The sequence below is a fragment of the Seonamhaeicola sp. S2-3 genome (assembly GCF_001971785.1).
Lineage (GTDB): Bacteria > Bacteroidota > Bacteroidia > Flavobacteriales > Flavobacteriaceae > Seonamhaeicola.
Window position 1 is genome coordinate 2315029 of the sequence record NZ_CP019389.1, and the last position, 25783, is coordinate 2340811.

A 25783-nucleotide genomic window follows, 5' to 3' on the forward strand; every position below is an offset into this window, starting at 1 on the left:
TTATATGAATAAAACAATTTTAACACTTTTTGCAGTTGTATTACTTTTTAATTGTTCCACAGCACAAAAAGTAACAGAAACTAAACCTATTGATAAAGCACAGGTTAAAGCTTCTATGATAAAAGCATTAGAATGGCAAGAAGCACACCCAATTTTTGCAATTGCCCCAACCGATTGGACTGCTGGAGCCTATTATACAGGGGTAGCAAGAGCTCACAAGGCAACTAAAGATATGATGTATATGGCGGCCTTAAAAAATCAAGGCTATTGGAATAACTGGCAAACTTATAAACGTTTACATCATGCCGATGACGTGGCTATTTCATACAGCTATTTGTATATTGATATGGTAGGAGGACGAAAGAATTTTGTAGACTTAGAACCAACAAAAAAATTCTTAGACGCACATTTGTATGAAGATGATAACTGGAAAGCAGGAACAGATAAAAGTAAATACGGTCGTACAATTTTATGGTGGTGGTGCGATGCCCTATTTATGGCTCCGCCTGTCCTTAATTTATATGCAAAACACACCAACCAACCAAAGTATTTAGATGAGATGCATAAATTTTATATGCAAACTTATAATCAATTATACGATAAAGAAGAACGATTGTTTGCAAGAGATATGCGCTTTGTTTGGACCGGTTCCGATAAAGATGAAAAAGAACCAAATGGTAAAAAAATATTTTGGTCCCGTGGAAATGGTTGGGTTATTTCTGGTTTAGCATTAATTTTAGACGATATGCCAAAAGACTATAAACACCGCCCATTTTATGAAAAGCTATTTAAAGATATGGCCGATAGAATTTTAGAACTTCAACCAGAAGACGGTCTATGGAGAACAAGTTTATTATGTCCAGAAAGCTACAACCACGGCGAGGTTAGTGGCAGCGGGTTTTACACCTTTGCACTTGCTTGGGGAATTAATAATGGCTTAATCGACAAGAAACATACGCCAGCTGTAAAAAAAGCTTGGCATGCATTAGCTAAATGCCAGCATGATGATGGTCGCGTAGGTTGGGTGCAAAATATAGGAGCATTTCCAGAACCAGCTACAGCAGATAGTTGGCAAAATTTTGGTACCGGAGCCTTTTTAATGGCTGGTAGTGAGGTTTTAAAATTAAAATAAAATATTATATGGGCGTTACCCCGCTTTAGGGCGGGGTCGGGCTTTACGTTTCAAGTCCTCGCACTTCCTTCGTCAGGCTGTGGGCTTTCCTCTGCAATCCCTAACGCAGGCTAGTTTGCAACCCACTTTTATTATATAAAAATTACAGGTATAATTCAATTAAACCCACACAAATGAAATTCTTTAAATTAATAGTAATACTTTGTTTAAGTATTACAAGTTGCCAAACAAAAAACAAGGAAACAAAAAAAAACGTAGCAATTAATTCTGAACTTCCCGAACGCCCAAATATACTTTGGTTAGTAACCGAAGATATGGGAGCATACATCCCACCATTTGGAGATTCTACCGTAGTAACTCCAAACTTAAGTAAATTAGCTAACGAAGGCGTAATCTATCCAAATTTATATTCCACTTCTGGTGTTTGTGCTCCAAGTAGAGCTGCCATCGCTACAGGTATGTATCCATCTAGTATTGGTGCTAACCATATGCGCACCAATTCTTATAATGATGAAATAGGTGTGCCAAAATATGAAGCTGTACCACCTACAGATGTTAAAATGATTAGTGAGTTGCTACGTAAGCAAGGTTACTATTGCTCTAATAATTATAAAGAAGATTATCAATTTAAAGCACCAAAAACAGCATGGGATGAAAGTAGTCCTTACGCACATTGGAGAAATAGAGCGGCAAATCAGCCATTTTTTTCAGTATTTAATTTTACAGAAACCCATGAGTCGGGATTGTTTGAGCCTTACGGATTTAGAGAAATAGAAACAAGACATTACCACTCGGGAGACCGAAACTATAAATGGAAAAATTTTGGAGCTTCGCATGCCAAAAATAGGATGGCAGAAGAAGATACGCCTGTGCACCTTTCAAAAGATACAGACTTTAATATTCCACCATATTTAGCAGATACTAAAGTAACACGTCGAGACATGTGGAAGGCTTATAACAATATAGCTGAAATGGATCACCAAATTGGAGCTGTTTTAAAACAATTGGAGGCAGACGGATTGCTTGAAAATACCATTATTTTCTTTTATGGCGACCATGGCGGACCTTTACCAAGAGAAAAACGATTAATTTACGATTCTGGATTAAACACACCAATGATTATACGTTTTCCAAAAAAAATGCACGCAGGAACAAAAGACAATCAACTTATAAGTTTTGTTGATTTTGCACCTACATTATTATCTTTAATAGGAGAGGAACCAAAGCCTTATATGCAGGGGCAAGCATTTTTAGGAAAATACAAAGCTAAAGAACGACAATACATTCATGCTGCGGCCGATAGATTTGATGGATTTACCGATGCTATTCGTGCCGTAAGAGATAGTCAGTATAAGTACATTAGAAATTATAGACCTGAGCAGGGATATTATTTACCAGTAGCATACAGAGAAAAAATTCCAGCTATGCAGGAGTTGTTAAGACTTAAAGAAGAAGGGAAATTAAATGATATTCAAATGCAATGGTTTAGAGAGAAAAAACCAGTTGAAGAGTTATTCGATTGTAAAAACGACCCTTATGAGCTAAACAATTTAGCCGAAGACCCAAATTACAAAGAGAAACTTGATGAATTAAGCTCAGAAATGGATAGGTGGTTAACCGAAATTGGAGATACTCCAAATCTTGATGAAGGAAAATTAGTAAAGCGTTTGTGGGGCGGGAATGATAGTCAGCCTAAAACATCCGAACCTACGATCACTGTAAACAATGGAAAGCTAAAAATAAGTTGTGAAACTACAGGGGCTTCAATTGGGTATAAAGTAATTAAGGACGGTAAAACACCGCAGTCATGGGCAATTTATCAGAACCCTATTGAGTTACCTAAAGGTACAAAACTAATGGTTCAAGCACATCGTATAGGGTTTAAGCCAAGTAAAACAGTAGAATTTAATTAATTTAAATGGCATAAAATAAAATGAAGAAATTATTTTCATTTTTAATCACAGCTTTTACTTTTATTAGTATTGTTTATGCACAACAGGTAAGACACATTGAAACTTATAATGATGCTTGGAGTTTCTATAAAGGAAGTTTAGAAAACCCCTTTAGTGAAGCACTTGATATTAATTGGGAAAAAGTAACCCTCCCCCATTCTTGGAATACTAAAGATATTTTAGATGATGAAGATGGTTATTATCGTGGAGATGGTTGGTATAAAAAAACGGCTATAATTCCTAAGATTTACCACAATCAACAAGTGTTTTTGTTATTTGAGGCGGCCAATCAAGTAACGTCGTTATATGTAAATGGTAAGGCAGTAGGTGAAGATCATATTGGAGGCTATACTACATTTGCCAGAGATATTACCTCAGCATTAAAAGAAGGAACAAACGAAATAGCTATTAAAGTAAACAATGCACATAATGACGAAATTATACCACAAGCAGCCGATTTTTCATTTTATGGTGGTATTTACAGAGATGTGCATTTAATCATTACCAAACCTGTTCATTTTGAAGTGGCTAATTTAGGAGCAAATGCTATTTTTATTAGAACTCCAGAAGTTTCAGAATCTTCGGCTAAAATTTCAGTACAATCTAAAGTTGTAAGGCCTAAAAAAGGCACGTACTATGTAAAACAAACCTTATATGACGCCCAAAACAACTTAGTAAAAACAATGAAGTCGAAAGCGTCTTATGGAAACGAGGTGTTTAGTGATTTTTCTATCTCTAATCCAAATTTATGGTCTCCAGAAAGTCCATATTTATATAAATTGGTTTCAGAAATAATAGATAAAAAAGGTAATGTATACGATAGAATTGAAAACCTTGTAGGATTTAGATGGTTTCGTTTCGATGCAAAAAAAGGCTTCTTTATCAATGGAAAACAAACCAAACTTATTGGAACGTGCAGACATCAAGATTTTCTAGGAAAAGCCAATGCAGTTAGTGATGAAATTCATAGAAATGATATGAGGTTACTTAAAGAAATGGGGTCTAATTTTTTACGAATTGCCCATTATCCGCAAGATCCAGCTATTTTAGAAATGTGCAATAAATTAGGGCTAGTTGCTACTCTCGAAATTCCTTTTGTAGATAAAGCTGCAGCCAACGAAACCGGAAAGCAAAATAGCATAAAAATGCTCAAGGAAGCCATTCGTTTTAATTACAACAACCCTGCTATTGTGGCTTGGAATTTAGGGAACGAAACTACAATGAAAGCTCCTGATAAACTAGGAGAGGCGTACACCAAACACTTTGTAGAAACGCACAAAGTTTTAGGAAAAACCATAAAAGATGAAGATGACACCCGGTACTCTTACTGTGTGTTTTTTAGAGAACCAGCATACCAAGATAAACTAGGAATAAGATTAACCGATTTGGTAGGATACAATAAGTATTACGGCTGGTATGTTGAAGAATTAAAAGATATTGATAAAAACCTAAGAAGTTTAGTAGAACGTTCTTTGGCATTAAATCCCGATAAACCTTTTATTTTAAGTGAGTATGGCGGTGGAGCAGACCCTAGAATACGCTCTTACAATCCTACTCGATTCGACTTTAGTGTAGAATATCAATTTGAACTTCATAAGGCTTATATGAAAACCATTTTAGATATGCCAGAAATTGTGGGAGCAAATGTTTGGAATTATGCCGATTTTCAGGTAGAACACCGAAAAGATGCCGTACCGCATATTAATAGTAAAGGTTTAGTTTCTGCCGATAGAAAGAAAAAAGATGCGTATTACTTATATCAAGCATTATTAAAGAAAACGCCATTTTTGGCAATAGCCTCTAAGTCTTGGAAAAAAAGAGCTGGAATAGCAGATGCCGTAGGAGGCGACGTTGCTACACAACCAATAACAGTGGTTGGCAATGGAAAAGATGTGGAATTGTTTGTAAACGGAACTTCGCTAGGTAAAAAAGTATTTGATTTTTCTACAGCTACTTTCAATGTGCCTTTAAAGCATGGAAATAACTTAATTGAAGTTGTTTCTGAGAAAGAAGGAGAACTATTAAAAGATTTTGCAATTATAGAGTTTACACTTCAGCCTAAGAACTTAAAAAGTGAAACCAATCCGTTTAAGGAAATAGCCATAAATGTTGGTTCATACTGTTATTTTATTGAAACCGATAATATAGATTATTTATGGATGCCCGATAAAGCTTATGAAAAAGGCGGTTATGGTTATGTAGGTGGTGATTTTTTAAGATTTAAAAGTAAACGAAGAAATAATATTGGAACTAACGTAAGTGTTAAAGGAACAGAGAACGACCCTATTTACCAAACGCAGCGTATTGGTATTGAGGCCTATAAATTTGATGTTCCTAAAGGAACCTATGAATTGTCTATACTTTTAGCAGAATTAAAAACCAAGGAAGATAATATCATGGATATTGTGGTAAATGAGAAGCCTGTTTGGAGCGATATAAACCTTAAAAAGCAATATGGAGACGACCGCGGTGTAATGAAACGTTTTTTAATTACGGTTGAAAATGATAAAGGTCTAACAGTAAGCTTTAATGCTAAAAAAGGAAAGACAAGACTTAGCGGTATAAAATTAAGAAGAGTAAATTAGTTACTTCTAATCTCCACAGGGACTCATAAAATACGGTAAGTTCGTCCTAGTTATCCCTCCAGCTTTTAACGGCATATAAGTATTTGGTCTCCCTGGTTTTTGCAAAGTCATTTAAAGCAGCTTTAGCCGTTTGTTTGGTAAGAGCATTGTATGTTTTTTCATACCCTTAGAGAAGACCTTTTTATCTTTTCACACCACATATCTGCTGTTAGCATTCCTGATTTGGTGCACTACGCATATTTGGGTAGTTGATTTAGGAAGTACATTTCTATACCTCGATTTTGAATGGATTTTAAAAATAAAGTCAGCTCTTTGTCTGTTTTGAATTGTTTCAAAAATTCATCGTTTAATAAATCTTTTTTCTTCATAAGGGGATAAAATTTAAAATTAATCAAAAAAAAATATCGAGGGTTGCAACCCTCGATATTTTAAACTTTACACACTTGGTGAGATACTACCTTATAATTCTACATATGTTTATGCAGTATTTTTAATTGACTATCGATGTTAAATATTTTTCTCTAAAAATAATAGGTGACTTATTTTTCAACTTTTTCATACTCAGTATTTGCCCATCTAATTTGAGCTCTACCACCTTTAACTCTATAGGCACCATATCTAATACCTGATTCTAGACCTCTATCTGGTTCAGGAATATTCCAGTTAAATGTTTCTCCTCCTATTATTGCATTGCAATAATGGATTTTTTTTGTAGAATCGTTTGGGTCTTCTTTAAAACCTACCTCTAGTTCAAAGTCAACTATTTCATTTTTATTTACTTGTTTTAGGAAAACAACTTCTCTACCGCTTCCTTCTCCACCACGTTCTAGGATACGCTCTGCATAGATATCGAAAGCTACTTGCTTATCAGCATTGATACCAGTCCCATATACAGGCTTAGCTAAATACAAACAAATAGCAGGGTCATTAGAGCCTCCGCCGCCAGTGTGTTTTCCTTTGGCTTGTGCAATGTAAGTACCATTCTGACTATCAGAACCAGCATCACCTACTTCAAGAATTCTAAAGATTCCAGTAAATTTTGCATAACTTCCTACTACTGTACTGCTAGATCTGCTTAATGAGCGTTCTATTCGGGGTTGTAAAGTGTTTGGTGCATCTTGATTATTTGAACCATCTGTTATATTGTATATCCCCCATGTAATACCATCGATGGTACTTTCTTTGTAATTAGCATAACAACTCCTATCATCAATAGTTCCAACATTAACAGGGTTTGGCAAATCGTTCGATGTTCTGGTAGCATTTTCTCCCTCAGGGTTGCATGTTGTGTAAGGACCTGTGTCTTCATCTGGTGCTATCTCTACAGGTTCTGGTTCAGGTTCTGGGGTCTCATAAATTATTGTGTCTTCAGAATACCCAAGTCCATCTTCTGTACAAGAAAAAAAGGCTACAAAAGCCATTAATGTGGTAATTGATACTAGTTTGTAAATAAATGTTGATTTTTTCATGATATATGGCAATATTTAATCGTAAAATTATTTTATGGATAAAATACTTTCATCCTGTACTGTCCTGTTTAAAGCTGAAAAGAATTAAAAGTCTTATGTTTTTTTAATAATAATTTTTAAAAATAGAATTGGGTTTTCAACATCAATTACATGATACAGCAGGATGCTTTCAAATTATAAAAGTAATTATTTTAATTGCTAAAATTATCAACTACCAATGGATAAGATTTTAAACATTTTTCTAGTATTTCTAATTTTAAGTTGCCAGTCAAAACACAGAGAAAAATTAGTTAAAGAACCTGAAATAGCTTTCAATGAATTGTCAGAGAACTTTAAGTCACCCGCTAATAAATACCGTCCTGAAACTTGGTTTCATCTAAATGGAAACAACATTAGTAAAGAAGGTTTAACATTAGATTTAGAAGCTATAAAAGAAGCAGGGTTACAAGGCGTACACCTATTTAATAAAGCAGGAAGGCCTTATCCAAACGTAAAACCTATAGAGATTTTATCTCCCGAATGGGAAGATATGATTAGGCATGCAGCCAATGAATGTAAACGGTTAGGTTTAAAATTTACCATGCAAAATTGTCCAGGTTGGTCTATGACTGGTGGTCCTTGGGTGCCCGTTGAAGAAGCACAACGCGAAGTGGTTGAAACGGTTTATTACGTTTCTGGTAAACAAATTTTTAATGATATACTTGAGATAGATTCATTGTATCATACACCAGATTACAATTATCAAGACATTCAAGTATTAGCTTTTCCAACCCCAGAAGGGGATGATACGCCTCCTTTCAAACCTACTTTAATAGAAACTAATAACACAGCTGTACCATGGAAGGACATTTTTAATCCAGATGCTAAAATAATTGTAACTCGAAAAACTACGCGTTTAGATCAACCCTTAAATACATACAGAAAACAAGGTATTTCAAAAGTAAATAATCAAGATTCTTGGGTTAAGACAACATTTGATAGTCCTATTACATTACGTACTATACAGCTTCCGCAATTAAGGCATATTATTATGGGTACCCAATATCCGCAAGTAGATGTAGCTATTAAAGTTGAAGCCCTTATTGATAATAAACTAACAGAAATAACAACAGTAAATATCCCCGATGCTAACTGGAACGATAGGCGAAAACATTTAACTTTAGCTATTCCAGAAACCACTTCAAACAAATTTGTGTTTACTTTTAAAGGCACACATACTATAGCACCAGAAGTTATCCGGCTAAGTGCAAAACCCAAACTTCATAACCATGAAGCTAAGGCCGCAAAAGTACTGCGCCGTCTTGAAAAGGATGTGCAGTATGCGTACAATGAAAAAACCTTTATAAATCTCAATGATATAGTAAATTTAACGGATAAAATGAATTCGGAAGGTAAACTAAATTGGGAAGTTCCCGAAGGCCGTTGGACGGTGGTTCGGTTCGGGCATATCAATATGCGATTAACCAATAAACCTGCCGTTCCTGAAGCCACTGGTTGGGAATCAAGTAAACTTGATAAAGTTGCTATAGAAAATCATTTACGAAAAGGGATGATAGGTAATTTAATTAAAGAAGGTGGCCCTATTGGAGATGGTAAATTGCAAGGGCTATTAATTGATAGTTGGGAAAGTCACGTGCCTACATGGACCATGCATTCTGAAGATATGTTCAAAGAATTTGAAAACCGTAGAGGCTATAGTATGAAAAAATACTTGCCAGCCACTATGGGCTATATTATTGAAAGTCCAAAAGTAACTGCTAAATTTTTAAGAGATTTACGGCACACCATGGATGACCTATTTATAGATAATTTCTTTAAACATTTTGCAACCGTAGCTCACGATATGGGGGTTGAAGTTTATACCGAAGGCGCAGGAGGCGAAGTGTTGCCAATAGATCCTATGCGGTATTATGGCGTTAGCGACAACCCAATGACCGAGTTTTGGTACCCAAGTGCACCATCAGCACAAAATGAATATGCTAAACCTATTTACAATGCAGCATCAGCAACACATTTATATAATAAACCAATACTTGCTGCAGAGGCTTGTACCCAAGTAGGAGTAAAATGGGACGAACATCCATTTTCTGTAAAATATTTAATAGACTATAATTTTGCAAAAGGAGTAAACCATTTGGTGTTTCACACGTTTTCGCATACACCACAAACCAATGTGCAACCAGGGTCTAGTTTTGGAGGGAATATAGGGTTTCCCTTAGTACGAGAGCAAACTTGGTGGAAATACATGTCTAACTGGACCGATTATTTAACCAGAAATCAATATGTATTGCAACAAGGTGAGTATGTGGCCGATGTGCTTAGGTATTATGGCGATCATTATGAGCGTCCGCCATTCGATTTAGATTATTTTCCTAAAGGCTACAGATTTGATTATTTAAATGCAGAAATTTTACATGATAAAGTAAGTGTAAAAAATGGAAGGATACATGTTAAGGGTGCTGGTGATTACCAAATTATTACATTAAGAGATTCTAGGCAAATGTTACTTTCTACCATAAAAAAGTTAAAAACTTTGGTAGAAGCAGGTGCCGTAATTTTGGGAGACAAACCTGTAGATTCACCTAGTTTGATGGATGATGAAAACGATTTAATAACACTTAGAGCTATTGCCGATGAGTTATGGGATAATACGGAAAGCGGAGTAAAACAAGTAGGTAAAGGAAAAGTATATTGGGGTAAAACATTGGAAGAGGTATTTAAAGAAGAGCATATCGCTCCTGATGTTATTGTTCCAAAAGATTTAGACATCAATTGGATACATAGAGAAACTGCCGATGCGCATATTTATTTTGTAGCTTCAAAACACAAAAAACCAATAGATGTTGCGGTAAGTTTTAGGGTGAATAACCTAAGTCCAGAAATTTGGGATGCGTTTACAGGAGAACAGAAGGACGCCATGGTTTGGAGTCGGGAAAATAATAGAACAAATGTAACTTTATCATTACCAGAAAGCGGTAGTGCAATTGTGGTGTTTTCAAAAGAAGATAAAACGGCTTTAGCTTCAAAAGTAACACTAAATGAACAGGTTATTTTAAATTCAAAGACAGGTTGGTTTAAGATTCATGATGTTGCTGATTTTCCAAAATTATCAAGAAAGGGAAATGTGTTTGTAGCTTCCGTTTCGGGAGATTATGTCTTTCATCAAAATGGAAACAAAATAACTAAAACGATTTCTGTTGAAGACATAACACTTCAAAAGGATTGGAACTTACAGTTTGAAAAAGGCTGGGATACGCCTGAAGCGATTCAACTTCCAGAATTAAAATCTTTAACAAGTTTAGAGAATAAAGCTATTCAGCATTATTCAGGAACCATGACGTATTCAAAATCATTTCAACTAGAAGAAATAGTTAAACATACAATTTTAGATTTAGGGGAGGTGGCTAACATTGCAGAAGTATGGTGTAATGGTAAAAAAATAGGCGTAAAATGGGCCCCACCTTTTGTGTTTGATATTACAAAAGCAATTCAAAAAGGCAAAAATACTTTAGAAATAAAGATAACCAATACGTGGCGTAACCAGCTTATTTTTGATAATTTAAGAGCAAAAGATAATAAAAAAACATGGACTACGAGCCCTCCTAAAAAGGATGAAACTGAATTAGAAGATTCTGGTTTAATTGGTTCCGTGGTTCTTAAACTTGTTCATTAGTACGAGAGCTTTTATAGATGATATATTATCCATAGATTGTGTTTGTCTTTTAAGAAATCTAGAAGATATGTTTAGAATTACAGGATAAATCAGGATAGTTATAATTCACACTTAGCTTACTTTTACACATACAATTAACACCAATTTCTAAATGAAAAGACGTAATTTTATTCAACTATCAACCCTAGCAGGAGTAGGTATGTCTCTACCTATAGCCGGATTATTAAACGCGTGTTCAAATCATTCAGAACATTCACTAGAATTTAAAAACTTAATTTCTAGTCTGTTAAAAGATTGGTGCGATGGGATGCTTAAAGTTCAAATTAACAATCCGTCTAATTTAGAAGAACATGGAGCTTTAGATTGTCCATCATGTGATCATATTCATGGGAGATGTATGGATGCAGTCTATCCGTTTTTATATATGGCAGATAAAACTGGAGAAGAAAAATATTTAGAAGGTGCTAAATTAGTAATGACTTGGGCTGAGAATAACGTCTCGCAAGAGAATGGTGCATGGACTGTAATTAGAAACCCAAAATCATGGAAAGGTATTACAGTTTTTGGAGCCATTGCATTGGCAGAAGCCTTACATTACCACGGTCATGTTTTAGACAAAGAAACCCGTTTGGCGTGGACCAAGCGTCTTGAAAAAGCAGGACAATATATTTACGATACGTTTACTATAGACTTTACAAACATTAACTATCCAGGAACAGCAGTTTATGGATTGAATTTAATAGGTGATGTTCTAAATAGAGAAGACTTTAAAGCAAAGAGCAAAACCCTAGCTTCTGAAGTTAAAGCCTATTTTACACCCAATGAAGGTTTGTTGTTTGGCGAATGTAAAAAGAGCTCTAGTAAGTTAAGTGAAAAAGGATTGCATGGTGTTGATTTAGGTTACAATGTAGAAGAAACCTTGAACAGTTTAGTAATGTATGCGCTTAAAGAAAAAGATGAAGAGTTGCTACAAATCGTTACAAAATCGTTAAATAGTCATTTAGAATTTATGTTACCAGATGGCGCATGGGATAACAGTTGGGGTAACCGTATGTACAAATGGAGTTATTGGGGTAGTAGAACTTGTGATGGTAGCCAACCCGCATTTGCAATGATGGCACATATAAATTCAGCATTTGGTACAGCTGCGGTTAAAAATACAGAATTATTAAAAGCGTGTACCTCAGATGGTTTAATTCATGGAGGCCCACATTTTGTTGAAGCAGGAGTTCCACCCTGTGTACACCATACCTTTACACATGCTAAACCCTTAGCTTCACTATTAGATCATTGGGAACATTTACCCGAAATCAATAAAAATTCTAGTTTACCAAGAACTACAGCAGATGGTATTAAACACTTTAAAGATTTAGATGTTTACCTTTTTGCAAGAGGTGATTGGAGAGGAACTGTAAGTGCTTATGATGCAGAATACCATTATAAATACGATTACCGACAAGCATCAGGTGGAGCTTTAGGGGTATTGTATCATAACAAAGTAGGCTTGTTATGTGCTGCAAGTATGGCAAAGTATCATTTAGTTGAAAAAAATAATCAACAACCACAACCAGGTAAAGATATTTGCTTAACACCACGTATAGAGACCTTTAAAAACGGTGTTTGGTACACAAATTTATATGATTTGCCTGCTACTGTATCTTCAAAAGATGAAAGTGGAATAATTAAACTACTGGCAGATGTTAAATTGAAAAATGTAGATAGAGATGTAGTTGAAGGTACGGCTTCAGCATTTGATATTGCTTACAAGTGTTCTGCCAATAAAACAGAAATTAAGGTTAGTACCAAACAAGAAATTAAAGAGCAAACTGCTTTTGTGTTGCCAATTATTTCCCCTTCAAAAGAAGAGGTAATAAATATTAGTGAAAATGAAATAACCATTCAAAAACCAGAAGGTTTAGTAACAATTAAAGCAACCGCTCCAATTAAAACCAAAGAATTAGCAGGAAAGCGAACCTTTAATATGGTACCAGGTGTTGAAGCGTTACCTTTAGAAGTGTTTTTTGAAGAAGGGCAAGGTGAGTTGAGTATTGATATATTTGTAAGTTAGATTAACTTTAATTTGGGCGTTACCCGCAAGGGGTCGGGCTTTACGTTGCAAGTCCTCGCACCTCCTACGTCGGGCTGTGGGCTTTTCACTGCAATCCCTAACGCAAGCATGAAACAAACCGTATATCTAATTTGGGTATCTGCTCATAAACATTTTGATATTAAAAACTATATGAATAAAAGGTGTAAGGTTACAAAAAATGAAAAAGAAGATAGCTCATACCATAGTTTTGTTATTCATAAGTGTTTTGTGTTTTTCACAAAACGGAAAAATTCATGAAAATCAAATTTTTAAAAGCAAAACCTTGTCAAAAGATGTTAAGTATAACATCTACTTACCTTCAGGGTATAACCAAGCCAAAGACCTGCCTGTACTGTATTATTTACATGGTTTTGGAGGGAATCACTTTTCATCATCAAAGTTTATAAAAATTGTAGATTCGTTAATAAGCAAACATAACTTTCCAAAATTAATAATTGTATCACCTAAGACTGATAAAACGTGGTATATGGATAATATCGAAGGAACTATAAAGTATAGTACTATGTTTATTAGTGAATTTATTCCGTTTATTAAAGAAAAATACGCTGTTACAAATAGCCCAAAACAAACCATGATTGCAGGAAATTCTATGGGTGGATTTGGGGCACTTCGTTTTTCAATGTTATATCCAAATATTTTTGGAATATGTTTAGGTTTTCAATCTGCAATTGATACAGATTATCAATTTAAGAACATGCCAGAATCTGATTACCAAAAGTTTCATCAACATATTTATGGTAAAAAAGATACAAGAGATGCATATGTTAATGATTTTTTTTATAAAAATCAACCCCTATATATGGCTAAAGAATTAAGTGCAGAAGCCCTAAATAGTGTTAAATGGTATATTCAATGCTGTGATAATGATTATCATTCTGGTCCAAATGCAGAACTTCACATTGTATTTCGGAATAAAAAAGTAGAACATGAATATAGAGTTCTTGATGGAAAGCACAGTAATGAGTGTGTTACAAGAAGCTACAATGATGCTTTGAAATTCATTCAAAAAAATCTTTCAGGTAATTCTTTTTAAAATACATTTTGAAACAGTAAAGTAAGAGGTTTATAGTTGGTGTATTGTTTTTAATAAGGTAAACCTCACTAAACACTATTAACTGTAAAGCATTCTATTTAATTTAAAAAGCGTATAATCAAAGTAATATATCATTATTCCAAGACACAATTTTGTTGTTGTACATAGCATCTAACCCCATTTGAACACATATTGCTGTTTTGGATCCAGAAGTTATATCAGATAGCGGTGTTTTGTTATTAATAATGGCAGATTTAAAATCTAATAAGGCTTGCTTGCTTGGGTTTAGGTGTTCAATATTAATATTATATCCTTTTGTTTTGTTCCACAAAGCAGTAGCTCCACTAACTCCGTCAACTTCTCCCATAACTTTATTTTTATTGCCCTCAGGGTAAAACCATGCATTTTGAGCATCAATTATTATGGAGCCTTTATCTCCTAAAATTTTTATTTGATAACCATCTTTAGCGTTACTAGTAAGACAAGTGAATTTAGCTTTAATGCCATTAGGATAGGAATATATAAGATGTACGTTGTCATAAGTTTCTCTGCCATCTTTCCAATAGTCTATACCGCCAACTCCCATAACTTGATTGGGGGTTTCTCCTAAAACCCAATTCACAAAATCAATTTGATGAGAACATAATTCGGCCGTTAAACCTCCCGAGAATTCTTTATACATTCTCCAGTTAATGGCTTTTTCTAAGCTTGGGTCTGGTACTTTTCTTCTCCAATTACCATGTCTATTCCATTGACATTCAAAGGCAATAATATTTCCAACTTTTCCAGAGTGAATTAAATCTACTACATGAGTGTATAGTCTAGAACTGTGGTACTGATGTCCTGTTTGAAAGATGGTTTTAGATTGCTTTGTTTTATTTACCAAGTGTTTAATATCATCATATCCTTTTGCTAATGTCTTTTCACAATACACATGTTTACCTGCTGCTATTGCATCAATTGCTATTTTGGCATGTGAGCTAAATGGTGTGGCTATAATTACAGCATCAACATCTTTGTTATCTAAAAGATCTTTATAGTTTTTATAGCCTTTAGGTTTTGTATTAGCTTTAGCTAAACCATTTTCTAATCTAAAAGGAATAATGTCAGAAGAAGCTACAACTCTAACCCCATCAATATTATTAATTATTGATGTTAAACCTGTACCTCTTTGACCTGTTCCTATAACCCCTATATTAACAATACTGTTAGAATTACTACTCGTTTTTGAAGTGATTCCAAATAATGAACTAGAGGTGATAATTCCAGCAGAAGCAATACCTGTATTTTTTATAAAAGTACGCCTTTTCATATCTTATAATTTTGGTTCCCAACCTGGTTCATATGTTCTAGACCAAAGTTTCATGGCTTCTCTGTCAAATATCTTACCAGAATTTTCATCAACGTTAAAACCTTTGTTAATTCGGTAAGAAATATTGGCATAATGTGTTAACATTTGAGAAATGGCACCAACTTCAATAGATGAGGTTAATTTTTCTTTTCCTCTAATTGCATTAAAAAAATTGGTAACATGACGAGTGGTTAGGTTGCCACCACCACCAAGCGCTAAACCGCTTTCAGTACCACCAGATTTATTTTCTTTTAAGAGGTTTCCTTTTAGGTCATATAATTCATAACCATCTCTGTCTACCATAACTAAACCTTTAGAACCATAAATAATAGTACCTCTTCCTCTTCCATATTTTTTATAAGCATTTCTGCTATCTCCATCCCATTGAATAACTCTATTGTTAGAAAATGTAAAGGTAGCTTCCATTTGGTCATACATTTCCCAGCCGTCATCCTTAAATTGTCTTTTATCAGCAATTACATCAACATATTCTGGGTATTTTACATCTAAAGCCCAACGAGCAATGTCAAGTTCATGAGTTGCATTATTTCCCATTTCAGCGGTTCCAAAATCCCATCCATACCAATGCCAATTGTAGTTCCATGTGTCATGAGTATAATCTTTTCTTGGAGATGGTCCTTGAAATAAATCCCAGTTTAATCCTTTTGGAGGATCTGCTTTTACAGGGTTAGGTACTTTTCCTCTTCTGTTTGTGTAAAAGGCTATAGCTCTGTATACATTTCCAATGATTCCATTGTGTATTTCTTTAATAATCTCTTGGCTTTCTAAAGAGGAACGTTGTTGGTTGCCCATTTGTACAATTTTATTATACTTTTTTTGAGCCGCTACTATAAGTTCATTTTCATGAGGATTATGGCTACAAGGTTTTTCTAGGTAAACGTGTTTGCCTTCCTGCATAGCCATGATGGCTCCAGGTGTGTGCCAATGGTCTGGTGTAGCCATAAATATAGCGTCTATGTTTTTATCATTGATTATGTTTCTAATGTCCATTTCGGAGGCAATTTTATAATCAATTTTTTCACCAACTTTAGATTTTGCTTTTTCTATCTGACTAGGCATAACATCACATAGATATTTGAGGCGAACATTGTTTTCTTTGGCTGCTATTGCTTCAATAAAGGAAAAATAACGACGCCCAAGTCCTTGGATAGCTATATTAAGTCGGTCATTTGAGCCTATAATATTATTATAGCTTTTAGCAGACATGGCATTTGCTGTACCCACTAAACTAACACCTATTGCTGCTGTAGCAGTCTTTTTGATAAAACTTCTTCTATTGGTTTTCATCTTTATTTTTTCTTTTGTTTAGGTACACGAATTTTTATATTTCTAAAAGATACTTTATCTCCGTGGTCTTGCAATAAAATTTGTCCTTTTTCCAATAAACCAAAATCAGGCCACTTTGCATATTTGCTTTCAGAAACTAATTTTAAAAATTCATCACTACCACGCTCATATTCTAAAACTTTCACATCATTTATCCAGTGTTCTACATGGTTATTTATAGATTTAATGTAGGCCGTATTCCATTCACCAATAGGTTTAATAGGTTTTTTAGGATCTGCCTTAATTAAATCGTATAAAGAGCATACCGTTCTACTGCCTTCGTGAGATCCTAGTTTTGCGTCGGGATGTAATTCATCATCTAAAATTTGATATTCTAATCCAATAGATGAACCAGGACCTTTGTTAATTTCGGTGTCAACATAGTATTTAATTCCGCTGTTTGCTCCAGGAGTTAATTTAAAGTCTACTTTTAGTTCAAAATTACTATAGTCTTTTATAGTTACTATATCTCCTCCTGCTGCAGATTCTTTTCCACCAGTATCAGCTACAATGAGTTCGCCATTTTCTATAGACCAGCCTTTATCTGGAAATTTGTCTAATTTGGCACCTCGCCATCCTTTGGTGGTTTTACCGTCCCAAAGCATTTTCCAGCCATCTCTTTTTTCTTGGTAGGTTAGGTTGTTTTTAGTAATTACTGGTTTAAGCGGGCTTTGGGTAGAATATTTATCCAAATCTGTAGTAAGAATTTTGGCATTTTTCCACAAAATTTGTTTGCCTATTTTTTCTTTATGTTTCCCAATACCATGAACTTGTAAACCTATAAATCCCGAAGCTGTCTTGTCATCAATTAAATAAGCTGCAGGTACGTTGTTTATCCAAGTTTTTATGGTATCTCCAATAGCTTCAACCCTAAAGTGGTTCCATTCATTTTGTTTAAAGGCTGCTTGTGCTTTGGGGTTGTTTACTAAAGGATTTAGCCATTTTCTTCTTTTTTCATCATAAATGCCGCCACTCCAAGCACGTTTTGATGGGTCTATTTCAACTTGATATCCATGAACAATACCATCTTTATAATATGGGAGTGTATTACTTCTTATTTGAATTCCTGAGTTCATAGATGGGTCTACTTTAAAATCTATTTCAAAAATAAAATCGTCATAAAAGGTATTTGTACATAGAAATGTGTTTGGAGAGTTATCTACTGTAGTCCCAATAATAGTGCCATTTTCATTTTTGTAGGTTGCGTTGCCGTTTTTAATGTTCCAACCATCTAAGGAGTTGTTTGGGATTAAATTTACCCATGGAATTTCTTGTTCTTGTTTACCACATGAGCAAAATATTGAAGTGGTTAAAATTGAAATAATAAATAATTTGAAGGGTTTCATATAGTTTTTGGTTTAATGAAAAAAGTATATTATTAAGGTAAAGTTAATCAAAAATATTAAACATTATGAATGAAAGTAACCTGTAGTATCCTGAAAACAGAGGGGGTTTTATTTTTATTTTTCCTTAAGACGGAATTGCTTAGGTGTTAAGTTTGTTTTTTTCTTAAATAATCTATTGAAGTAGTGATGTGATTCAAAACCCAATTCGAAAGCAATTTCTTTTTGAGATTTATTAGAGTTTAATAGTAACTCTTTAGATTTTTCAATTTTTAATAGTAAATGATATTGTAGAGGAGAAACTCCCGTTTGTTTCTTAAAATCTATTCGGAATTTAGAATAACTTACGCCCAAATCCGAAGCTATTTCAATAAGATTAATAGAACTGTTTATGTTTTTATACATGATGCTTTTTGCACGAGATATCATAGAATTTAAATCGTCCAAGTTACTACCACCGCTTTTAATATTATGCAATTCTGCCATCAACTGAATACAAACTCCAGAAGCCACATGTTGATAGCCATAAGTAGCTTCATCAAATAATTTGAATAGTGTGTTAAAATGATGTAATACTGCAGGTGTATTGCATTTAGAAACAATAGGTTCATCAGCATTAAAAAAACCATTGGATAAAAATTGATTGGCAATGGCACCAGAAAACCCAACCCAACGTTCTGTCCAACCTGTACTTTTTTGGGGTTTGTAGCGATGCCAAACACCCGGAAATAATAAAAAAATATCACCATCAGACACTTTTATTTTTCCAGTAGCGTGGCTTTCAAAAATCCCCGTTCCCTTAGTTATTAAAACAATGTGGAATTCATTTAAAACACGTCCTTTTTCCCAAGTAAAAATATACTGGTCAGGATGATCCATGGATGGGTATTTGGCATATTTTTTTATAACATTTCGTCCTAAGTTATTTATGTAAAAACCCCATGATTTATCTTTTTCAGAGGTAATTAGGTATTTTCGGTATTTATTTTTCATGTCATTTTGTGCAACTAATATATCAAAATGTTAATAGATAAATGCATTAATAATTACGAAATTTATGAGTTGAAATTTTATGTCAAAAATTTTCTTTATCCAATACATGATATTACAGGATAATAAATTAAGACTCTATAAATATCTTTAAAACGATTTAATAATGTATTGGGGCACTTTTAAAAACTAACATGTGTTTTTTATTAGTATAAAAACAACTATTTCTATTTAAAAATGAAAATTCAACTAAACTACACCACATCACTAAAGTATCTTTTTGCTTTTTTTACAATGGCACTATGCGCTAGTTTTTTAGCCTGTAAATCAGTTTCAACTCTGGAATTGGCAGATTTAAAATTAGAGTACAGAACAAACCCATTAGGAATAGATAACACTGCGCCAAGGTTTAGTTGGAATCTTGTTGATAAAAACCAAACCAGAGGACAAAAACAAACGGCATATCAAATTTTGGTAGCCAGTAACCTAAAGCATTTAGATAATAATATTGGAGATGTCTGGGACTCTGGAAAAATAAGCTCTAATCAATCTGTTAATGTGAAATTTAATGGTAATAGTTTGGAGTCTGCAAAGCAATATTTTTGGAAAGTAAGAGTATGGGATGTTTCAAATAATGTTTCTAATTGGAGCAAAGTGGCTCGCTTTTCAATGGGGTTATTACATCAAGATGATTGGAAAGCCGAGTGGATTTACAAAAAAGATCAAAATAAAAAAGATCATAATTGGTATAGAAAAAACTTTAAGCTAGAAGAAAATCCGCAATCAGCATTTATTTATGTCGCATCTTTTGGGTATCACGAAGTATACGTCAATGGACAAAAAGTAAGTAATGCGGTTATGAATCCTGTGTATTCATTCGTAAAAAAGCGCTTACCTTATTTAACCTATGATATTAAAAACCATCTTAAAAAAGGCGATAATGTTATTGGTATTTGGCATGCGGCTGGATGGTCGCGTTGGGGAAGAGTAAAAGCTTATTACGATGCGCCCTTTGTGTTTAAAGCCCAAGCCGATATTAACCTTGGGAATAAAAATGTAGTACTTAACACAGATGCATCTTGGAAATGTAAAAAGAGTTACAGTGCTTATGTTGGACGCTGGGATATTAAAGATTTTGGTGGTGAGATTATAGACGAACGTTTACGTGAAGATGATTGGAATACGGTTGGCTATAACGACTCTAACTGGCAAAACGCAGTGGTTTTTGATAATAGTAAAGCTAAAGAAGTTGGTATTGCCAATATTAATTTAGGGCCAAAGGGCGCTATTGTTGTTCCGAGTACAGATGCAAACCCACCAACAAGTAAAATTACGGCAACTTTAAGTGCTCAAATGGTTGAGCCACAAGTAAAGTATAAAGAAGTAAAACCCATTGGTGTTCAAAAAGATGAGGAAGGAAATTATGTGGTTGATATGGGAGAAAACTACACGGGTTTTTTTGAAATGAATCTTTTTAATGGTAAAGAAGGCGATACCGTGACGTTTAAAATTGCAGATAGAAAAGTTGTAAAATCATCTTGGAATCAACGTAGCAAATATGTTTTTGATAAAACAGGAACAGGACATTTTACCAATCGTTTTAACTTGGCAGGAGGACGTTGGGTAACTATTGAAGGGATTAATTACAAACCAGATTTAAAAGATATTAAAGGCTATGTGATTACTAATAACCGAAAACAAATTAGTAAATTCAAAAGTTCAAGCAAACTACTAAATCAAATCTACCAAGTTAATTTAAATACCTATATCGCTAATACTATTGATGGTATTTTAGTAGATTGTCCGCATCGCGAACGCCGTGGTTGGGGAGAAGTTACTGTAGCTGCCATGTATGGCGATGCTTTACCAAATTTTGAAAGTGGCGCTTATATGGCGCAATACGCCCAATTTATGCAAGACGCCCAAGCTGATGATGGTAAAATGCGGGCGGTAATTAATGGTGATGATTTTGAGTTTTTAATGTGGATGGCAAATAGCCCAATAACCATTTGGGAAACTTACCGAATGCTAGGTGATAAAAAACTGCTAGAAAATCATTATCCAACCCTACAAAAATGGATGCAATGGCTCTATGAACACTCGGATTACGATGCAGGAGGAGGACTTAAAATCGGTACACGAGGTTCCTTAGAATTTCCAGGTTTAGGCGACTGGTGTACGCCAAGAGGTAATTTTTGGACCTCAAGTAATTCGCCAGAATCGGCACACTTTAACAATTGTGTGTATGCCTTTATGCTAGAAAATGCATTACACATAGCAGAAGCTTTAAATAAACAAGAAGATGCAGAAATTTATAAAAAACGATTAGCAGTACAACGTAAAGCAACCCATGCAAATATTTATAATTCAGAAACCGGTAAGTATGGTCTCGGTCATCAGGTAAATCAAGCTTTTGCCTTAATCTCTGGCGTTACTCCAAATTCCGAAAAAGAAAAAGTGTATAATAATTTGATAGACCAAGTGCTGTATAAGTTTCCGTATTACGATACCGGTAGTTCTGGACAGGCATTATACACGCGCTATTTTACAGAATACGGTGAACGTATGGATTTGATTTATGAATTGTTGAAAGACAAACGCCACCCAAGTTATGGATATTTTATAGAGCAAGGTAAAACGGTGTGGCCAGAGCGTTGGTCGGCCATTGGGAATAGCCAAATACATACTTGCTATACGGGTATTGGTGGCTATTTTATAAAAGGATTTGCAGGTATTCGTCCAGATAATGATAAACAAGGCATGCAACACTTTATGGTTAAACCAGCACCTGTTGGAGATTTAACTTTTGTCAATACAGAGTATAAATCTATGTATGGTAAAATTATTTCTAATTGGGAAAAAACATCAGAAAGTGCCACATTTCATATTGAAGTTCCAGTTAATACATCAGCAAAAATATATATTCCGGCAACTAAAAAAGAAGTCGTTTTTGAAGGCGAAAGCGTAGCAGAATCCTCAGAAGGCATTGTATATATTGGGACTGAAAAAAGTGATGCTGTGGGTAATTATATTATCTATAAAGTGGGCTCTGGGGTTTATGATTTCAAAGTGTCAGAATTACCAAAAGTAACTTATCCAGACCCGATTATGGAATCCGATAATTTAGCAACTATAGGAAGAATGAATGCTTCTTCCATGACTATTCAATCTGAAAAATTACCTGTTTTTGAAGCTTTTCGTGCTAACGATGAAAATCAAGAAACACATTGGAAAGCAAGTTCTGCATCAAATGAATGGATAGAAATAGAGTGGTTTAAACCGCAAACCTTTAACAAAGTGATTGTTGATGAGGTTGGAAATAATATTACTAATTATACCATTCAATATTTAGAAAATGGTAACTGGAAAACTATTGCAAGTGGCTCTGTTTGTGGAGCTAATAAGAATCATGATTTTACAGCCATTACGACATCAAAATGTAGATTGTTGATATCAGAAGCAAAGACAAAACCAATGATTTCTGAAATTAAAATATATAACGTTGAATAAGAACCTTGTACTTGTGAAAGAAAATTTAAATATATACAGAAAGCTAATTCTTGTTTTAATGGCGTTTATCGCTTTAAGTTGTTCTGATGAGACAACAATTGAAGTTTTTGACCTAAGGTGTGAATATAAAATTAACCCTTTAGGAATAGACAATACAGCGCCTCGATTAAGTTGGAAATTGAAACAAGAAAACCTGGAGAGAGGACAAAAACAAACGGCTTATCAAATACTAGTATCAAGTAGTTTAGAGAAACTTAAAAACAACAATGGCGATGTTTGGGATTCAGGAAAAGTAACCTCTAATCAATCTGTAAATAACACTTATCAGGGTAATGCATTACAATCTGCAAAACAATATTTCTGGAAAGTAAAAATTTGGGATAAAGATGGTAATGCTTCAAAATGGAGTGAACCCGCTAAGTTTTCAATGGGATTACTCAAACCATCCGATTGGAAAGGCGATTGGATTCTTAAACCTGATCAGAAAAAAACAGACCACAATTGGTATAGAAAAAATTTCGAATTAAAAGAAACTCCTGAATCAGCATTTGTATTTGTGGGCTCTTTTGGCTATCACGAACTGTATGTAAATGGCGAAAAAATTACGGATAATGTAATGAATCCGGTGTCTTCTTACATGAAAAAACGCATTCCATATTTAACTTACGATATTTCAGATAAATTAAAAAAAGGCGATAACGTTATCGCTATTTGGCATGCGGCGGGCTGGTCGCGTTGGAGACGAATTCGGGAGTATCGATTAATTCCTTTTGTTTTTAAAGCGCAAGCTGAAATAGTAGCGGGAGGAGAGCAGATAACTTTAAAATCAGACACTACTTGGAAAACTAAAAAAAGCCACAGCGAATATTATGGTGATTGGGATATCCTGCGTTTTGGTGGCGAAACTATTGACGATAGAAAAAGAGAGGACGATTGGAATACTGCTGAATATGATGATAGTAATTGGATGAATGCCAGTGTTTACAATCATAAAGAACTAAATGCTAAAATACCAGAAGGAAACAACATCAGTTTTGCGCTTAATAGTAATAAAAATAGAGAGGTTAGGGCTTTATATGCTCCAATAACTGCTAAACTAAGTGCTCAAATGGTTGAGCCTCAAGTAAAATTTAAGGAGGTAAAACCTAAAGGTATTAAGAAAAATGAAGATGGTACCTATCGTATTGATATGGGAGAGAATTATACGGGATTCTTCGAAATGAATTTATACAACGGTAAAGCAGGCGATTCTATTTTGTTTGAGATTAGCGACCAAACCGCTGTGGTCATGAACTGGAACCAAAAGAGTAAATACATTTACGGGAAGTCTGGTAAAGGCAAGTTTACTAACCGCTTTAATGTTGCTGGTGGCCGTTGGATTACCGTTTACGGACTAAATTACCAACCAGAATTAAAAGATATTAAAGGTTATGTTGTTACCAATAACCGTAAGCAAATTAGCAAATTTGAATCATCAAGTGAACAACTGAATAAAATTTATAAAATCAATCTAAACACCTACTTAGCCAATACTATGGATGGTATTTTGGTCGATTGTCCACACCGCGAACGCCGTGGTTGGGGAGAAGTTACAGTAGCCGCTATGTATGGCGATGCTTTACCAAATTTTGAAAGTGGTGCATATATGGATCAGTATTTACAATATACTAGAGATGCACAATTTCCAGACGGAAAAATACGTGCAGTAGTTAATGAAGAAGACCGTCCGTTTTTAATGTGGAAAGCCAATAACCCATTAACGGTTTGGGAAACCTACCGGATGTTGGGCGATAAAAAAGTGTTGGAGGATAATTATGAATCTATGCAAAAATGGATGACTTGGCTTTATGAACATTCTAATTACTCAACAGGAGGGGCTTTAAAAACAGGAACGCAAGGTTTAAGAGAATTTCCAGGTTTGGGCGATTGGTGTACGCCACGAGGTAACTTTTGGACTAGTAGTAACTCACCTGAAGCGGTTCATTTTAACAATTGTTTGTATGCGTTTATGTTAGAAAATGCAATGCGAATTGCCGAAGTTTTAGGTAACACTAAAGATGCTAACATCTATAAAAATCGACTAAAAGTACAACGTGAAGCTACCCATAAATTATCGTATAATCCAGAAACGGGTAAATACGTAAAAGGGTATCAGGTAGATCAAGCTTTTGCTTTATTGTCGGGTGTAACGCCAGCTTCAGAAAAAGAAAAAGTAGAAGCCGTTTTAGAAGATAATGTTTTGTATAAATTTCCATATTACGATACCGGTAGTTCTGGTCAGGCACTTTATACGCGTTATTTTATTGAGTCTGGAGAGCGTATGGATTTAATTTACGAACTACTAAGAGACAAGCACCACCCTAGTTACGGATACTTTTTAGAACAGGGTAAAACAGTATGGCCTGAGCGTTGGTCGGCTGTAGGAAACAGTCAAATTCATACCTGTTATACAGGAATTGGTGGATATTTTATCAAAGGTTTTGGAGGTATTCGTTCAAATCCAGAACAACCAGGGATGCAAAACATGCTTATTAAGCCAGCGCCAGTTGGCGATTTAAGTTTTGTAAATACCGAATATCAATCCATGTATGGTAATGTAGTCGTTAACTGGAAAAAAGAAGGCAAAGGAGCAACATTTCATATTGAGGTACCTTTAAATACAATGGCTACAGTGTATTTACCCGCCAAAGCAAGAGATGGCATACAAGAAAGTGGAGCTTTAGCAGAAAATGCAGAAAATATATCTTTTGTGGGCACAGAAAAAAGTAAAGCTGTTGGTAATTATGTGATTTATAATGTTACTTCAGGAGTGTATGATTTTAAAGTAGATGAATTGCCGAAAACTCAATTTCCAGAGCCGTTAAACAACATAGAAAATCTGGCAAAATTAGGTAGGATGAACGCATCATCAATGTTTATTCAATCAGAAAAACTACCCGTTTTTGAAGCTTTTAGAGTCAATGATGAAGATGATGAAACACGCTGGTTAGCTACAGAAACCAAAAATCAATATTTGGAGGTAGAATGGGTGAAACCTCAAACGTTTAATCAGGTTGTTGTTGATGAATATGAGAATAATATCACTTCTTATAAACTACAATATTGGAAAAATGGCGTATGGAAGGATATTGTAAAAGGAACTGCATGTGGCGCAAACAAAACGCATCAATTTGATACTATTGAATCTACAAAATTTAGGGTTTTTATTGTTGATGCAAAACAAGCACCATCGATTTCAGAACTGAAAATTTTTATGGATAAGCAATGAAAACAAATCGGCGAAATTTT

General features: G+C 34.5%; 13 protein-coding genes. 8 read left to right on the plus strand and 5 right to left on the minus strand.

Features of this window, described 5'->3' with window-relative positions; translation table 11 throughout:
* The first annotated feature begins 4 nt into the window (after positions 1-4).
* From BWZ22_RS10255 to BWZ22_RS10265, 3 genes are all read left to right on the plus strand, one after another.
* Positions 5-1132 carry a glycoside hydrolase family 105 protein gene (locus BWZ22_RS10255; protein WP_076699808.1) on the plus strand — a complete coding sequence of 376 codons (1128 nt, stop codon included), beginning with the start codon at positions 5-7 and terminating at the stop codon, positions 1130-1132.
* Between the two features lie 173 nt (positions 1133-1305).
* Positions 1306-3045, plus strand: a complete 1740-nt coding sequence (locus tag BWZ22_RS10260) for a sulfatase (protein ID WP_076699809.1) — start codon at positions 1306-1308, stop codon at positions 3043-3045.
* Positions 3046-3065: 20 nt separating this feature from the next.
* Entirely contained in the window at positions 3066-5669 is a 2604-nt protein-coding gene (locus BWZ22_RS10265) for a glycoside hydrolase family 2 (RefSeq protein ID WP_076699811.1), read from the plus strand.
* Positions 5670-6208: 539 nt separating this feature from the next.
* On the opposite strand, the gene BWZ22_RS10270 is transcribed toward BWZ22_RS10265, so the two are convergent.
* The gene (locus tag BWZ22_RS10270) at positions 6209-7138 is read right to left on the minus strand and encodes a hypothetical protein (RefSeq protein ID WP_076699812.1); all 930 of its coding nucleotides are present in this window, start codon (positions 7136-7138) and stop codon (positions 6209-6211) included.
* 217 nt (positions 7139-7355) lie between these two features.
* Between BWZ22_RS10270 and BWZ22_RS10275 the strand changes: the two genes are divergently transcribed.
* From BWZ22_RS10275 to BWZ22_RS10290, 3 genes are all read left to right on the plus strand, one after another.
* The gene (locus tag BWZ22_RS10275; protein WP_076699814.1) at positions 7356-10811 is read left to right on the plus strand and encodes a glycosyl hydrolase; all 3456 of its coding nucleotides are present in this window, start codon (positions 7356-7358) and stop codon (positions 10809-10811) included.
* A gap of 151 nt (positions 10812-10962) precedes the next feature.
* Positions 10963-12879, plus strand: a complete 1917-nt coding sequence (locus BWZ22_RS10280) for a hypothetical protein (RefSeq protein ID WP_076699815.1) — start codon at positions 10963-10965, stop codon at positions 12877-12879.
* Positions 12880-13078: 199 nt separating this feature from the next.
* Positions 13079-13954, plus strand: coding sequence for an esterase family protein (locus BWZ22_RS10290; protein ID WP_083692286.1), 876 nt, complete (start codon positions 13079-13081; stop codon positions 13952-13954).
* A gap of 118 nt (positions 13955-14072) precedes the next feature.
* Here BWZ22_RS10290 and BWZ22_RS10295 read toward each other — a convergent pair whose 3' ends face one another.
* The 4 genes from BWZ22_RS10295 to BWZ22_RS10310 form a co-directional block, all read right to left on the minus strand.
* Complete coding sequence (locus tag BWZ22_RS10295) at positions 14073-15266, minus strand: Gfo/Idh/MocA family protein (protein WP_076699820.1); 1194 nt, start codon at positions 15264-15266, stop codon at positions 14073-14075.
* A gap of 3 nt (positions 15267-15269) precedes the next feature.
* Positions 15270-16613, minus strand: a complete 1344-nt coding sequence (locus BWZ22_RS10300) for a Gfo/Idh/MocA family protein (protein ID WP_076699821.1) — start codon at positions 16611-16613, stop codon at positions 15270-15272.
* A 2-nt stretch (positions 16614-16615) separates the two neighbouring features.
* On the minus strand, positions 16616-17998 hold the full coding sequence (locus BWZ22_RS10305; protein ID WP_076699823.1) for a DUF1080 domain-containing protein: 1383 nt from the start codon (positions 17996-17998) through the stop codon (positions 16616-16618).
* Between the two features lie 114 nt (positions 17999-18112).
* Positions 18113-18988, minus strand: coding sequence for an AraC family transcriptional regulator (locus BWZ22_RS10310; RefSeq protein ID WP_076699824.1), 876 nt, complete (start codon positions 18986-18988; stop codon positions 18113-18115).
* 234 nt (positions 18989-19222) lie between these two features.
* Between BWZ22_RS10310 and BWZ22_RS10315 the strand changes: the two genes are divergently transcribed.
* Together BWZ22_RS10315 and BWZ22_RS10320 are read left to right on the plus strand one after the other, a co-directional pair.
* The gene (locus tag BWZ22_RS10315; protein WP_076699826.1) at positions 19223-22495 is read left to right on the plus strand and encodes a family 78 glycoside hydrolase catalytic domain; all 3273 of its coding nucleotides are present in this window, start codon (positions 19223-19225) and stop codon (positions 22493-22495) included.
* Positions 22496-22508: 13 nt separating this feature from the next.
* Entirely contained in the window at positions 22509-25763 is a 3255-nt protein-coding gene (locus BWZ22_RS10320) for a family 78 glycoside hydrolase catalytic domain (protein ID WP_198027594.1), read from the plus strand.
* The last annotated feature ends 20 nt before the right edge of the window (positions 25764-25783 follow it).

What these genes read in the sequence shown, in the direction of transcription:
- BWZ22_RS10270 (WP_076699812.1), bottom strand. Translation starts at nt 7,138, where the DNA reads ATGAAAAAATCAACATTTATTTACAAACTAGTATCAATTACCACATTA.
- BWZ22_RS10295 (WP_076699820.1), bottom strand. Translation starts at nt 15,266, where the DNA reads ATGAAAAGGCGTACTTTTATAAAAAATACAGGTATTGCTTCTGCTGGA.
- BWZ22_RS10305 (WP_076699823.1), bottom strand. Translation starts at nt 17,998, where the DNA reads ATGAAACCCTTCAAATTATTTATTATTTCAATTTTAACCACTTCAATA.
- BWZ22_RS10275 (WP_076699814.1), top strand. Translation starts at nt 7,356, where the DNA reads ATGGATAAGATTTTAAACATTTTTCTAGTATTTCTAATTTTAAGTTGC.
- BWZ22_RS10310 (WP_076699824.1), bottom strand. Translation starts at nt 18,988, where the DNA reads ATGAAAAATAAATACCGAAAATACCTAATTACCTCTGAAAAAGATAAA.
- BWZ22_RS10260 (WP_076699809.1), top strand. Translation starts at nt 1,306, where the DNA reads ATGAAATTCTTTAAATTAATAGTAATACTTTGTTTAAGTATTACAAGT.
- BWZ22_RS10300 (WP_076699821.1), bottom strand. Translation starts at nt 16,613, where the DNA reads ATGAAAACCAATAGAAGAAGTTTTATCAAAAAGACTGCTACAGCAGCA.
- BWZ22_RS10280 (WP_076699815.1), top strand. Translation starts at nt 10,963, where the DNA reads ATGAAAAGACGTAATTTTATTCAACTATCAACCCTAGCAGGAGTAGGT.
- BWZ22_RS10255 (WP_076699808.1), top strand. Translation starts at nt 5, where the DNA reads ATGAATAAAACAATTTTAACACTTTTTGCAGTTGTATTACTTTTTAAT.
- BWZ22_RS10290 (WP_083692286.1), top strand. Translation starts at nt 13,079, where the DNA reads ATGAAAAAGAAGATAGCTCATACCATAGTTTTGTTATTCATAAGTGTT.
- BWZ22_RS10265 (WP_076699811.1), top strand. Translation starts at nt 3,066, where the DNA reads ATGAAGAAATTATTTTCATTTTTAATCACAGCTTTTACTTTTATTAGT.
- BWZ22_RS10315 (WP_076699826.1), top strand. Translation starts at nt 19,223, where the DNA reads ATGAAAATTCAACTAAACTACACCACATCACTAAAGTATCTTTTTGCT.